Consider the following 13,319-nt stretch of genomic DNA (forward strand, 5'->3'; position numbering starts at 1 on the left):
GGCGGTTCGAGGAGTTGAGCGTTGGGTGCCGAGTCATGCGTGCGGTGTGTTACCTGGTGTCCGGGGCCGGGTTGGTGGCAAGGACGCAGGCCACTGGGGGGCTGAGGGGGAGGGTCTGGGTGCTCAGGTGCGTGAAACCGGCGTCTCTCAGCAGGTTCTCGATTTCGCGGGCGGCGCTGCGGGACGTGTCCGCCGTGGCCCCGGCGCAGCGGGGCTGGGACGCGATGGCAATGCGCCCGCCAGGCGCGAGGCGTCGGCGCAGTTCGGCGAGCCGCTGGGCCGGTGCGGGCCAGAACCCGAGAGAGTTGACGGCGAGGATGGCGTCGAAGGGGCCGTCGAGAGCGGGCGGAAGCTGATCGACCGAAGTCTCGATCAGCGTGACCCGCCCGGCCCGGATAGCGGCGGCGTTGCGCCTGGACGCCTGCCGGAGCATCACGCCGGAATGGTCGATGCCGTACACGTGGCCTGCGCGGACGCGGGCCAGTTCCGCGATCGCCAGGCCGGGGCCAAAACCGATCTCAAGGACCTGGTCGGCGGGCTGCACACCGAGCAGCGAGACCACCCAGCGGCTGCGCTGCCGGTTGGACGGGCGGTGGGCCATCTCCCAGGCGGTCACGCGCCCGGCCGCGCCCCGGGGATGATGGGCTTGGCCGATGACGTCGCGGTCCAGGACGCGCACGGTGGCGATCCCGGCACGCGCGACCCCGTACTCGACTGCTGCGGTCACTGCCCGTGGCATGCTTTTCCCATGTCGTGTTCCCATGGTCGGCAGTCAACGCCTTCAAGCGCACCTGAAGTCAACACGCCTGGCGACCTGCTGACCATCGGCGAACTGGCCCGCCGCACGGGAGTCACCACCTCGGCCCTGCGCTACTACGAAGAAGTCGGTCTGCTCCCCCCGCCAGCGAGGATCTCGGGGCAGCGCCGCTACCCCAAATCGGCCGCCCGAGTTGTCGGCACCATCCTGCTCTACAGCGACGCGGGGTTCACCCTCGCCGAGCAGAAAGCCCTCATGGCCTCGCGCAAGAGCACGTGCGGTGAATGGGAACGGCTCGCCCGGCGCAAGCTCGCGGAACTCGACGAGCAGATCGCCAGGGCGCAGGCCGCCCGCGATGCCATCAGGCACGGACTGCGCTGCCCCCACGAGGACATCACGCAATGCCCCAACTTCAACGCTGGCATCACCGCCCGGCTCGCTGGCCAGCCACTGTCACGATCCCACCAGCAGTTGCACGGCCAACGGACGAAGTGATCGAAGTCCTATGTGGACGGTAATCTGACCTGCGTCCACACCTCCTAATGCCTAATCCGTTGTTCGGCGCTAGACGGTGTGCCGCGGCTGCGGGCGCGCACCGACGACTGTTCGAGCCGGTCCAGCAGCAGGCGGCCGGGCAGTCCGGTGCGCAGAGCGCTGGTCGTGGCGGGCTGCGACCTCGGCACGTGGATCGGCTACGGGGTCTGCACCTCGGTGGCGCCCGACCAGTGCACCGGCAGGGCCGGGTTGCCCGCCGAGGACCCGCCGTCGACCCGAAGGACCGCGCCGGTGATCCACTCCGCCTGCTCCGAGGCCAAGAAGAACACCGCCGAGGCGACGTCCGGAGGCTGGCCGATCCGGCCGAGCGCGTTGCCGGACACCGCCGCCGCGTATTCCTCGGTGATCGGGTTGACCTCCTGGCTGCTGCCAGCCACGAACCCCGGCGACACCGCGTTGACGCGGATCCCGTGCGCGCCGAGCTCCACCGCGCAGGACTTGGTGAGCATCTCCAGGGCCGCCTTGGAGGTCGCGTAGTGCGCCGCGCCAGGGCGCGCCCGGATCGCCGCGCCGGAGGCGATGTTGACGACGTTCGGGCGCCGACCCGCCGCCACGGCCAGCCGGGCCAGCGCGACCGTGGCCAGCATCGGGGCCCTGGTGTTGATCGCCATCACGTTGTCCCACATGGCGGCGGTCAGGTCGAGCAGCGGGGTGGCAGGCCAGATGCCTGCGGCGTTGACCAGCACGTCCACCGGGCCGCTGGTTTCCCACGCCCGCTCGACGAAGCGGTGTGCGTCGTTTTCCCGCAGGTCCGCCACGATCGCTTGGGCGCCCGGGATGTCGGCCAGGGCGGCGCCCAGCGGCTCGGCGCGGGTGTCCACCCCGGTGATCCGGTCGCCCGCCTCGGCGAAGCGGCGCGCGATCGCGCTGCCCAGTCCGCCAGCGGCGCCCGTCACCAGCACATGACGAGACATCACAATCCTCCTAGTGTCGCGGCCTCAGCCCGTGATCCAGGTGCGGGCCGCTCACGCGACGGCCCGGTCCAGTTCGTCCAGGTTCTCCGGCGACATCGCCCGCCGCCCGTCCTCCAGCTCGCCGATCATCCGGATCACCGCCGACACGCCGGGGCAGGCCAGCCCGTGCTCCTCGGCCAGCCGGAACATCGGGGCGAACATCGCGGGCACCTCGGTTTTGCGGTGCCGGACCGCGATGTCGCGCCAGATCCCGGTCCGGTCCTTGGGCTGGGTGCGCAGCCACGCGCAGAACCGGTCCAGCGCCGCGCAGGTCGCCTCCTGGCTGGCCGAGGGTGCGAAGGCGTCGGATTCCCATGCGTCGAAGGGCTCCGGCGTGACGCCGAGCGCGGCGGAGACGGCGTAGACCTCGCGGGCCAGCGCCACCGCGAGCGCGCGGTGCTCGGAGATCGTCTGATGGATCGGCTGGTCGACGGTCGCGCTCGCCGCGCCGATCGCGCTGTACGCCTGCTTGGACCACAGGTGCCCGGCGACGTTCGTGCTCGCCTTCGCCGGACCCCAGGCTTGAAGGTCCGCCACGATCTGCCGGACGCGGGGGCCGATCGTCCCGTCCAGCTCGCCTACCACCAGCGCGCCAGGGCCGCCGTCGGCGATCACCCCGGGCTCGACCAGGTCCGCGAACAGGTTCACGAACGCCGAGATCGTGCGTTCCGGGCCGACGGCGGCGGCGATCTCCGCCTCGCACAGGCCGTTCTGCAGGCTCACCACGAAGCCGTCCGGGGTCAGCCGCGGCCGGATCCAGTCCACCGCCGTGCCGGTCGCCTGCGCCTTGACGGCCAGGATCACTCGCTCCAGCCGGCCGTCGAATTCCGCCGGGGTCACGGCCCGCAGCGGCTGCGTCTCGACCCGGCCGTCAGGCCGACGGATCGACAGGCCCCGCTGGGAGACCGCGTCGACGTGCGCGGTGTCGGTGTCCACCAGCAGCACCTCGTGGCCAGACTCGGCGAGGTGAAACGCGATCGTGCCGCCGATGGCGCCGCCGCCGACAATCGTGTAGATCATTGCAACTCTCCTTCCGCCCCAGGCCGTTGCGTCGTGCCCGCAGGCGTGCTAGCACCGGGGTGCCGCGACGAGAAGCCGAGCCGGGTCGGCCTGTGATCGTCCTGTATGGACTTCAGGATCGGCAGCGCGTCCATGTCGCAGCGCAGCGCGACGGTCGGGCCGGGCCGGTTGCCGGTGAGTTCGGCCACCACTGCGGTGTTGCCCCCGCGCAGCTGCTGCACCAGTGGGCTCGGCACGCCCTCCTCAAGCGCCCGCTGCTCGGCAGCGTCCAGCACCTGGGCGTCCGGAAGGCCCGGCAGGCCGGTGATGTCGAAAACGTCGCGGCCGCAGCGGGCCGTCCAGCCGAGCCGCTCCAACGCGGTCAGCACCAGCGCGGCGGTCCGGATCTCGGTGAAGCCGAGCTCCGGATGCGCGTGCAGGTCCCGCCGCACCGCGACCACGTCGTCCACATCGTCCAGATAGGACGGACGCGGGGTCGGGCTCATTGCGGTAGATCCGGTCCGCTGGTGGCGAATTCCTGCCGCGCGGCCGCGAACAGCCCCGGGTCGGCGAGCAGGTCCGCGCCGGTGCAGGCCAGCGCGGTGGCCATGGCCAGCATCGCGGCCTGGGCCCTCGGGGTCGCCACGGCCTCGGCCATCGCGATCGAGTGCGTCGGGGTGCCAGTGTCCATCACCTGCAAATAGGGATGGATCGCCGGGAGCACGAGGCTGACGTTGCCGATGTCGGAGGATCCGGTGCCGCCGCGCAGGATCGGCTGTTCCACGGCGACCCCCTGGCCGCGCAGGTGCTCGGCGACCCGCTCGGCGATCACGTGGTTGTTCTTGCGTTCGGCGTAGACGACGCCGCGCGTGATCCGCACGGAGGTTCCGGTCGCGCTGGCCGCGGCACGCGCCACTGCCTCCACCCGCTCGGTCAGGTCGTTGAGCACGTCGCTGGTCAACGCGCGGACCATGAACTCAGCCCTGGTGTAGGCCGGGATCACGTTGGCCGCCTCGCCGCCGTGCGTGATGATCCCGTGCATCCGGCTGGTTTCCGGGATGAACTGGCGCAGCGAGTCCACCCCGGTGAAGAACTGGAGCACCGCCGCGAGCGCGCTGCGGCCCTCCTGCGGGGTGGCCGCGGCGTGCGTGGCCACGCCGTCGAACTCAAGCACGATCTTGCGGGAGGCGGTGGCGTGCCGGATCGGCATCGTGCGGTCGCCGGGGTGGAACATCAGCGCCGCGTCGATGCCCTCGAACGCGTCGGCCTCCAGCAGCAGAACCTTGCCACCGGCCCCCTCTTCCCCTGGCGTGCCGATGCAGGCGATGGTGCCGGGAAGTTCCGGCGCGGCGCGGCGCAACGCCAGCGCGGCACCGAGGCCGCCAGCCGCGATCAAGTTGTGCCCGCACCCGTGCCCGATCCCCGGCAGCGCGTCGTACTCGCACAGGAAGGCGATCGTCGGGGTGCCTTCGCCCGCCGTGCCGCGAAACGCCGTCTTCAGCCCGCCGAGCTCATTGGTCACCTCGAAACCGTTGTCCGCCAACAGAGTGCTCAGCCGCCGCGCGGCGTACTCCTCTTCCAGCGCGAGTTCGGGGTTGGCATGCAGGTCGAGGCTCAGCCCAACCAGGGTGTCCGACAGTGCCGAGATCTCCTCGGCGATGCGCGCGTGGACCTCGCTACTCGCGCCGGTCACGGATCCTCCTTCTCGTGTCTGAACCTGCTACCGCAGCACGGATTCCAGTACCCGGGCGGCGTTGGCGCCGAGCACCTTGGCGATGTCCGCGTCGGACCAGCCGCGCCGCACCAGCCAGCTGGCCGCGTTGCGGGGCGCCTCCGCCGGGTTTTCCATACCGGCCACGTAGTCCGGCAGCGCGAGCCGCTCGTAGCCGGGAACCGGCTGCGGCGACCACCCGGCAGCGGAGTAGAGCTGGGTGTGGTCGCCGAAGAAGGTGTCCGGGCCGAGCCCGACGTGGTCGACGCCGACGAGTTCGGCGACGTACTCCACGTGCGCCATCACCGCGTCGAGGTCGTGGGTGGTGTCGGCGGACACCCTGGTCGATCCGGGCGCGGCCTCGATGCCGATCACGCCGCCGGTGTCGGCCACCGCGCGCAGCACGTCGTCCGGCTTCATCCGGGCGCTCGGCCACAGCGAGCGAGCCCCGGCATGGCTGATCACCACCGGCGCGGTGCTCAGCGCCGCTGCCTCGATGCTTGTCCGGTCGCCGACATGCGACAGGTCAACCAGCATGTGCAGGTCGTTGAGCATGGCCACGGCCCGGCGCCCCGGTTCGGTCAGCCCGCCGTCGGTGCTCTGCCCGAGGCCGCCGCCGAGGGCGTTGCCGGTGTTGTAGACCAGTCCGGCCGAGCGGAACCCGGCCCGGTACAACTCCTCGATGCCGACGAGGTCGGTGCCGATGCTGCCGAGGTCCTCAAGCGCCAGCAGCACGGCGGACCCCTCGCCGCGCATGGCCAGCGCCAGGCTCTCCGCCCCGGACAGCTCCGGGCCCAACAGCTGCGGCCGCATGGCCGCCGCCCAGGACAGCAGGCGGCGCTGGTCCGGCTCGGCCAGCGCGCTCGCCAGCACGACGTTCAGTCCGGACCGGACGATGGCGTCGCCGCCGAACACGTCGGCACTCTGTCCACTGTGTAGTTTCCACGTCTCGGCGGTGAGCGGGTCGGGCAGGCGGATCGGGTGGTCGTGCAGCGAGATCACCGTGCCTGCCAGCAGGCGCTCAACGCGTTGCGACTGCGCGGAGTCCAGCTCCATCGGGTACTCGGGAAGCCGCCCGCTGTCGGCGGCGAGCGTGACGGTCATGACCAGTCCGCCTCCAGTTCCGCCTCTCCGCGATTCGCAGTGGTGGTGGCGTCCACACGAATCTCGCGTTTCGTGGTTGCTTGTGGCTGGTTTGCGTCACGGTCCCCTGGGGTGCGGTTGAGGAGGACTGGGGTTGACACAGGGCTACTCATGCCCGCATCTCCACATCGGTGGTGTCGACCTTCTTGGTTTCCTTCATGAAGTAGAAGAACAACCCGGTCACCAGCGCGCACACGCTCACGTACAGCGGAACCGCCCAGAGATTGCCCTTGGAACCGAAGAACTGCATGACGTTCGGCGCGGTGCCGCCGAAGATGGCGTTGGAGATGGCGTACGGGAAGGCGATGCCGATCGTGCGCACCTGCGGCGGGAACAGCTCGGCGAACACAGTGGCCAGGTTGGAGTGGTTCAGCGACAGGAACGCCATGCCGATGACCGAGACAAGCAGGACGCTGCCGAAGCTGCCGCCCATCGTCAGCAGCAACGGGAAGGGCAGGATCACGAAGGCGGTCGCGTAGACCAGCATGGTCGGCCTGCGCCCGAACCGGTCGGACAGCAGCGCGGAGAACGGCAGGACAACGACGAAGAACGCCAGCGCGATCGTGTTCGCCAGCTGCGCGTCGGCCTTGTCCGCGCCGACCGTGAGCACCGCGTACGTCGGCAGGTAGGTCAGCCACATGTAGGTGATCACCGAGCCTGCGATCGAGATGCCGAACACGAACCAGGCGCCGCGGCGGTGGCCAGCGGACATCGAGCGGAACGGGGTGGCCTCCCGGCGGCCGGTGCGCTCGAGCATCTTGAACGTCTCCGGCTCGGCCATCCTGCGGCGGATGTACAGGCCGATCAGGCCGATGACGGCGCCGAGCGCGAACGGGATCCGCCAGCCCCAGGAGTCGAGCTGGCCGCTGTCCAGGACATGCGTGAGCACGGTCGCGCTCAGCGAGGCGAGCAGGATACCCAGCGACACCGAGACCTGCTGGAAGGAACCGGCGAACGCGCGGCGGTTCGGCTTGGCCCACTCCACCAGGAACGACGCCGAGGTGCCGAACTCGCCGCCGGTCGAGAAGCCCTGCAGCAGTCGGCCGATCACCAGCAGCACCGGCGCGAGCCAACCGATCGTCGCGTAGTTGGGCGAGATCGCCAGCAACAGCGAGCCACCGGCCATGAGCAGGATGGTCAGGGTCATCCCATGCCGACGACCGTGCCGGTCCGCGTAGATGCCCAGCACCGCCGCGCCGATCGGGCGCATGAAGAAGCTGATCGCGAACACCAGCAGCGTGAGCAGCGTGGCGGAGCTGCCGCTGCCTGGGAAGAACTGGCGGGCGAAGTAGGGGGTGAAGAAGCCGTAGATCGACCAGTCGAACCACTCGACGAAGTTGCCGATGGTGCCGACGACCAGGGCGCGGCCGGTGCCCACACCCGCCCCCGCTGCCGGAGTTCCGGGTATGGCCGTGCTGGAGGAGGTCATGATCTGCTCCGCCGGGAGAGGTACCGAGCAGCCGATCCGCTCGGTATGACGCGGAGTAGTTCAGACCGAGCAACGGCGAACAGGCAATGTTTGACGGACATGTGCAAGGATCTATCAATGCATGGCGCTATTTTGATGGGCAATGTTTCCGATGGATGACCTGGACCGGCTCGTCGTCGCGGCGCTGATCGCGAATCCGAGGGCGAGCTGGCCAGCGATTGCCCGCGCTGTGGAGACCTCGGAGGCCACGGTGTCCCGGCGCGCCACGAGGCTGCTGGCCTCCGGCGAGGTGAACGTCGCCGCGAACCTGGACGTGCTGGCGACCGGGCGAGGCGTTCCCGTGTTCGTCCGGGTGCGCTGCGCGCCCGGCGCCGCGGTCGCCGTGGCCAACGCCATCTCGGACTGGCCGAGCGTCCGGTTCGTCTCGCTGGTCTCCGGCGTGGCGGACTGCCTGGTGGAGCTGGTGGCGGTCGATCGGAGCCACCTGCTGGAGCTGACCATGTTGCGGCTTCCGAAGCTGCCAGGGGTGACCGGCGGGAGCAGTGAGGTGGTGTTGCGCCGGTTCACCTCCGGCGTGCGATGGAACCCGGGACTGCTGCCCCCGGAGAAGGTGGCGGCGCTGCGTGCCGAGCGGATCGACCGTTGGGAGCGGCCGCACCCGACCGACCTCGCGCCGCCGCTGACGGAGCTGGACGAGACGCTGGCTGCCGCGCTGGCCTCGGACGGCCGGATGCGGTGGAGCGAGTTGGCCGCCCGCCCCGGCGTCATGCAGAGCACCGCGCGCCGCCGGGTGGAGAACCTGTGCCGCAGCGGCGCGCTGCGGCTGCGCACGGTGGTCGAGCCGGAGACGATCGGGCTGACGGTCACCGCGTTCCTCTGGCTGCGAGTGGATCCGCGGCGGGTGGACCAGGTCGCCCAGCGGCTCGCCGACCACCCGGCCGTGCTGCTGCTGTGCGCGACGGCGGGCGAGCACAACATGTGCGCGGAGGTCGCGGTGGCCGACTACCCCGGCCTGCACCGGTTCCTGACGGGCACGCTCGGCGGCATCGCTGGCATCCAGGGAGTCGACGTCACGCTCACGCTGCGCACCCTCAAGCGCGCGTCGATCGTGCGGCCCTGGTTTCCTGAGACGCTCGGAGAAACCGACATCAGCGGCCATTCCTGACGGCGTTTGCCGCCGGGTTGGGTCGTTCCTAGCCGAGCAGTTCGGTGAGCAGGCCGTTGACCTCGGCGACGTCCGCGCCCGAACGCGGGCGGCCCTCATCGGTGCCAGTCGCCACGCGGTCGCGCACGAGCCCACCGGACCATGCGGCTGCTCCTGGAAGTGCCTTCCCGTTCGGCGAACCCGGACCTTCAGAAGGCCCAGTTTCCCTTACCGCACAACCACTTTCCCCATCTCAGGTCTGCGGCAGCGGACCGCCCTCTGGCGATCCAACCGACTGACCCTTGTACGGTCCGGGTCGCTGGCCTAACCTCTTGGGATGCAGTCTCCAGACCAATCGGGGGCATCATCCCGGCCGCAGCGACGGTACTTGCGCATAGCGCAAGCGCTGCTGAGCGAGATACAGCAGGAGGGCTTGGCCGCTGGCGCTCGACTGCCGTCAGATCGCGAACTCGCGACCAGGTTCGAGGCGTCCCGGGTAAGCGTGCGGGAGGCGCTCTTCGCACTGGAGCTAAGCGGCGCCATCGTCGTGCGGCACGGGGACGGTACGTACGTTGCCGACTTGAGTCGCGGGCTCTCCAAGCGCTATGGACATGAGATCGGCTCAACGCCCGAGCACGTGATCGCAGCTCGGCTCGTAGTCGAGCCACCGGTTTCCCGCCTTCTCGCGGCAACCCCAGGTGATCTCGACCTCGATGAGGTTCAGCGCGATCTCGACGTGGCCACCCGCTTGATCGACGAGCCAGCACGACTTCCCGACTTCGTCAATCATTCAATGGCTTTCCATGCGAATCTGGCCGCCATGTGCCCGAACCACATCCTCAACCACTTTGCGTCGGAATTGGTTGAGATTGACCGGCAGCCCTTGTGGGTCTTGATAAACCAGATCATCCTCCAGGACCGGGAGAACCGAGTCCAACTGATTGAAGATCACCAACGCGTCCTCGACGCAATACGTAGCGATGGCCCCCAACGGGCCGAGGACGCCATGAAGGATCATCTCCAGCGAAACAAGGAACAACTCTTCCCCGGGCAGCGGGAGAGCGATTGGCCAGATTTCTGACCAGTCGCAGTTCCTGCACTTGCTGAGCGGCATCCACGTATAGAAGAAGGATCATGACTGACATCATCACGGGAAAGTACGTGCAGGTCATTCCAGACCCCGCGAATCCACCGGCCGACGGTTTGTTGTTGAGCGGCAACAACGTTCCCGAGATCCAGAACTGCCTCGGAGCGGTGACGATCCCACCAGGAGCTCCGAGAACGGAAACGGTCGCGCATGCCACTTCTGAGGTCATGTACGTCGCCCAAGGGTCTGGTCGACTGCGCACTGACCAAGGAGACCTGGATTTCGAGCGAGGTCAAGCCATCTTCATCCCAGCAGCCTCATGGCATGCCCTGGAGAACACCGGCGCCGAGGACCTCGTTTCCGTGTTCTCCTTTCCAATGCCCACGCGGCCGCCAACACGCACCGAAGATGCCTCTTCAGAGCTCATTGACAACACCGGAACATAGGAAGCGGAATCATGGCATTCGACACTGGAGCTGCCATGAGCAGCAAGCCCAGATCGCTCGGCGAAATCATCGACAGACTAGGGCTCACGCGAACCCATTACCTGGCGCTCACCCTGGTGGTGGTGGGCGGCCTCTTCGAAGTGTTCGAACAACTCATTCTCTCGGCGCTCGGCCCTTCCCTTGAAAAGGAACTCGGGGTCGATGCTTCAGCCTTGGCGTTACTCTCCACTGTTAGTCTGCTGGCAATCGTCGCTGGCGGCGTCATTGGGGGACTGGTTGCGGACATATTCGGCCGCCGGAGCCTGTTGGCCGTTAGCCTGGGAATCTACTGTCTCGGCTCGGTGCTGTCAGCCATGGCACCGAACTCCGTCATTCTCGGGGTCACCCGGATCGTGACCGGCCTGGGCGTTGGCGGCGAGATCGCCGTCGGGCTCACCTACCTCTCGGAGCTGACACCAACCAAGTTTCGGGGCGTTTTCGTGTCGCTCTTCAACACGATCTCCGCCGGTATTGGCATGTTCCTCGCCTACGCCTACACCTTGGTCGTGATCGGTCCATTCGCCGCCGCGATCAACGCTGGCGACAACGCCTGGCGGTGGGCCTTCGGCCTGCTTGGGGTGCCAGCCGTCTTGATCTTCTTTTTCCGGCGGTACCTACCTGAGACACCAGCTCATCTCTTGAGCCGAGGCAAGATCCAGGAGACGAACGAGGCCCTCACGCGGCTAGCAACTGGAAGGCTGCGCTTGCGAAGTGGCGACGACGTCCACCAATACGTTGACCGTCAAACCGCCGCCATCTCGGAGAGCGCCCAGCACCACGAGTCCACGCGTCAGACGCTGAAGAGCGTACTCAGCAGGCCACTTCGCCGTCGCACCATTGCGTTGGGGGTCGCGGCATTCCTGGCGTGGGGTGCGCAGTTCAGCGTCGTCCTGCTAATGCCCCTGATCCTGGTCAGCCGAGGATACTCAGTCCAGGGCAGCGTGACATTCACCATGTTGCAGAACTTCGGTGGGCTCATCGGGTGTGCGATAGCCTCGTACGGCGGATTCGCTATTTCGCGCCGCACCGCTGTCTCCTCAGGTGCGGTCTGCAGTGCAATCTCCGTTCTCGCCTTCGCCTTGTTCGCTGCGGGTGATGCGCTCATCTTGGCACTAGGATTTGTGTTCCAAATCTTCGTGCTGCTCGTCAACACCACCATCTGGACCTGGGCACCCGAACTGTACCCGACCCGAGTTCGGGGTTTCGGAACGGCCGTCATCGTAAATACCGGGTTTGTTGGCGGGGCGCTTCTACCACTGATCTCCAGTTCACTCCTCCAGGGCGTTGGAGAGTTCTGGGTGTTCGGCGTCGTGGCGGTCATGTATTTGGGCTTGGCGCTAGCGGCATTATTCGTGCCAGAAACCCATCGGGTGCCCCTGGAGGTTCTTCACGGGTCTGATAAGCGAACAGGTGCCGAAGCATAGTTGATCGATGGTGGTGTCTTACCCGCCATATTTTGGGACGACAGCGATTTTATTGGTTAGGAGATGGTGTCGATGCACGATATTTCAGGCAACCTCAGTCGCGATCTAGTCGGCTACGGCAAGGACGTTCCGGTTGTTCGGTGGCCCAACGATGCCAATGTGGCTGTCAATATCGTGGTAAATTACGAGGAGGGATCTGAGTACTCCCACGAGATGGGGGACGGAGAAAACGACGGCCTAGCCGAAGTGGAGTACGCCTTTCCGGGGCACTTGAGGGATCTGGCGAAGGAGTCGATGTACGAGTACGGCAGCCGGGTCGGTGTATGGCGGTTGCTCAGGCTCTTCGACGAGTACGACATCAAGGCCACGTTCTTCGCCTGTGCCGTAGCCTTTGAACGCAACCCCGAGGTCGCGTCAGTGGCCCGGGAAGCAGGGCACGACCTGCTCGGGCACGGGTGGCGCTGGGAAGAGCAATGGCGCTTGACGCGCGAGGAAGAGGCGAACCGGATTCGGCAGGCTGTTGCGTCTTTCAAGGAGACGTGGGGAGAAGGTCCGAGCGGCTGGTACTGCCGTTATGGTCCCTCGATCAACACGCGAGAGTTGGTCGTGGAACACGGCGGGTTCCTCTATGACTCGGACGCGTACAACGATGATCTTCCGTACTACGTTGAAGTAACGGGCGTGCGGCATCTCGTAGTACCTTATTCGTTGACGTACAACGACATTCAAGGCACCCGTTCGCCGAGCCTGTTCCTCGATTATTTGAAGCGCGGATTTGACGAATTGTGGCTTGAAGGCTCAAGGGGTCGTCCCAAGATGATGTCTATCGGCCTTCACCCCCGACTGGTGGGGCAGGCAGCACGCACGGGAGCGTTGCGGGAGTTCATCGAGCATGCCCAGGCCAAGGGCGGAGTGTGGTTTGCTCGCAGGTCGGATATCGCCCGGTGGTGGGCCGAGCACTCGGATGACTTCGTAAAGGGAGCAAACAAGTAGCGATACCTCCTCGGCTCACCCGGCCTTGAATCGATCGCGCGATTGTCGCCGCGACCGGTCACCGACGGGTGGGGATCCCGATGGTTCAGCCGCCGATGGTCACCGGGTCAGCTGACTTTGGCGATGAGTTCGGTCAGCTCGGCGGATTCGGCGCGGGTCAGATCCCGCAGTGGAGTGCGGACGGGTCCAGCTGGTCGGCCGATCGCCCGAACACCCGCCTTGACGATGCTGACCGCGTACCCAGCAGCGCGATCGCGGATCTTGCAGTAGCGGATCATGAATTCGTTGAGATCGCGGTGGATGCGGTCCCGGTCCTTGGCGCGCACTGCCTCGTAGAACTCGACGGCGAACCTAGGGACGAAGTTGTAGATCGCCGAGGAGTAGGTGGTGACGCCCAGTTCCGTGTAGGGCAGCGCGAACGTCTCGGCGGTGGGCAAGCCGCCGATGTAGGTGAGTCGGTCGGGTCGCCATTCCCCAAGGTCTCCAGCACCGACCAATCGCGCCGGAACGCACGACCACGCTCACGATCGAACAAGCCGGAGTGCAGCCCACCGGCGATTGACACCCTCTCCTGGGTGATCTTTGCGCGTAGGTCGTCGAAATCTGTCCGACACGGTGTTGAGGGTTCATCATGTGGAC

At 67.2% G+C, this 13,319-nt stretch carries 13 protein-coding genes and 1 pseudogene; 6 read left to right on the plus strand and 8 right to left on the minus strand.

Annotation, left to right across the window (positions count from 1 at the left end; all coding sequences use genetic code 11):
- Positions 1-49: 49 nt before the first annotated feature.
- Positions 50-727 (minus strand): class I SAM-dependent methyltransferase, encoded by a 678-nt coding sequence (locus MOQ72_RS38370; protein ID WP_242190845.1) that lies wholly within the window; start codon positions 725-727, stop codon positions 50-52.
- 21 nt (positions 728-748) lie between these two features.
- Between MOQ72_RS38370 and MOQ72_RS38375 the strand changes: the two genes are divergently transcribed.
- On the plus strand, positions 749-1,252 hold the full coding sequence (locus MOQ72_RS38375) for a MerR family DNA-binding transcriptional regulator (RefSeq protein WP_242190846.1): 504 nt from the start codon (positions 749-751) through the stop codon (positions 1,250-1,252).
- A 197-nt stretch (positions 1,253-1,449) separates the two neighbouring features.
- Here MOQ72_RS38375 and MOQ72_RS38380 read toward each other — a convergent pair whose 3' ends face one another.
- The 6 genes from MOQ72_RS38380 to MOQ72_RS38405 form a co-directional block, all read right to left on the minus strand.
- A complete protein-coding gene (locus tag MOQ72_RS38380) occupies positions 1,450-2,226 on the minus strand; it encodes an SDR family NAD(P)-dependent oxidoreductase (protein WP_242190847.1) in 777 nt (258 codons plus the stop codon).
- Positions 2,227-2,277: 51 nt separating this feature from the next.
- Positions 2,278-3,285, minus strand: a complete 1,008-nt coding sequence (locus MOQ72_RS38385) for a ketopantoate reductase family protein (RefSeq protein ID WP_242190848.1) — start codon at positions 3,283-3,285, stop codon at positions 2,278-2,280.
- Positions 3,282-3,770 (minus strand): zinc-binding metallopeptidase family protein, encoded by a 489-nt coding sequence (locus tag MOQ72_RS38390; protein ID WP_242190849.1) that lies wholly within the window; start codon positions 3,768-3,770, stop codon positions 3,282-3,284. The genes MOQ72_RS38385 and MOQ72_RS38390 overlap by 4 nt, the downstream gene beginning before the upstream one ends.
- The gene (locus MOQ72_RS38395) at positions 3,767-4,957 is read right to left on the minus strand and encodes an amidohydrolase (RefSeq protein WP_242190850.1); all 1,191 of its coding nucleotides are present in this window, start codon (positions 4,955-4,957) and stop codon (positions 3,767-3,769) included. Before MOQ72_RS38395 ends, MOQ72_RS38390 begins: the two co-directional genes overlap by 4 nt.
- A gap of 27 nt (positions 4,958-4,984) precedes the next feature.
- Complete coding sequence (locus MOQ72_RS38400) at positions 4,985-6,079, minus strand: dipeptidase (protein WP_242190851.1); 1,095 nt, start codon at positions 6,077-6,079, stop codon at positions 4,985-4,987.
- Positions 6,080-6,227: 148 nt separating this feature from the next.
- On the minus strand, positions 6,228-7,547 hold the full coding sequence (locus MOQ72_RS38405; protein WP_242190852.1) for an MFS transporter: 1,320 nt from the start codon (positions 7,545-7,547) through the stop codon (positions 6,228-6,230).
- A 151-nt stretch (positions 7,548-7,698) separates the two neighbouring features.
- On the opposite strand from MOQ72_RS38405, the gene MOQ72_RS38410 reads away from it, so the two are divergent.
- The 5 genes from MOQ72_RS38410 (at position 7,699) to MOQ72_RS38435 (ending at position 12,680) form a co-directional block, all read left to right on the plus strand.
- A complete protein-coding gene (locus MOQ72_RS38410) occupies positions 7,699-8,712 on the plus strand; it encodes an Lrp/AsnC family transcriptional regulator (protein ID WP_242190853.1) in 1,014 nt (337 codons plus the stop codon).
- A gap of 316 nt (positions 8,713-9,028) precedes the next feature.
- Positions 9,029-9,772, plus strand: coding sequence for a FadR/GntR family transcriptional regulator (locus MOQ72_RS45895; RefSeq protein WP_372495632.1), 744 nt, complete (start codon positions 9,029-9,031; stop codon positions 9,770-9,772).
- A gap of 53 nt (positions 9,773-9,825) precedes the next feature.
- On the plus strand, positions 9,826-10,224 hold the full coding sequence (locus tag MOQ72_RS38425; RefSeq protein ID WP_242190862.1) for a cupin domain-containing protein: 399 nt from the start codon (positions 9,826-9,828) through the stop codon (positions 10,222-10,224).
- Positions 10,225-10,259: 35 nt separating this feature from the next.
- Positions 10,260-11,687 (plus strand): MFS transporter, encoded by a 1,428-nt coding sequence (locus tag MOQ72_RS38430; protein WP_242190863.1) that lies wholly within the window; start codon positions 10,260-10,262, stop codon positions 11,685-11,687.
- 72 nt (positions 11,688-11,759) lie between these two features.
- A complete protein-coding gene (locus MOQ72_RS38435) occupies positions 11,760-12,680 on the plus strand; it encodes a polysaccharide deacetylase family protein (protein WP_242190865.1) in 921 nt (306 codons plus the stop codon).
- 107 nt (positions 12,681-12,787) lie between these two features.
- On the opposite strand, the pseudogene MOQ72_RS38440 reads toward MOQ72_RS38435, so the two are convergent.
- A pseudogene (locus MOQ72_RS38440) lies at positions 12,788-13,141 on the minus strand (dihydrodipicolinate synthase family protein); the annotation flags it as partial.
- Positions 13,142-13,319 lie beyond the last annotated feature (178 nt).

The sequence above is a fragment of the Saccharopolyspora soli genome (assembly GCF_022678645.1).
GTDB classification, from domain to species: Bacteria; Actinomycetota; Actinomycetes; order Mycobacteriales; family Pseudonocardiaceae; genus Saccharopolyspora; species Saccharopolyspora soli.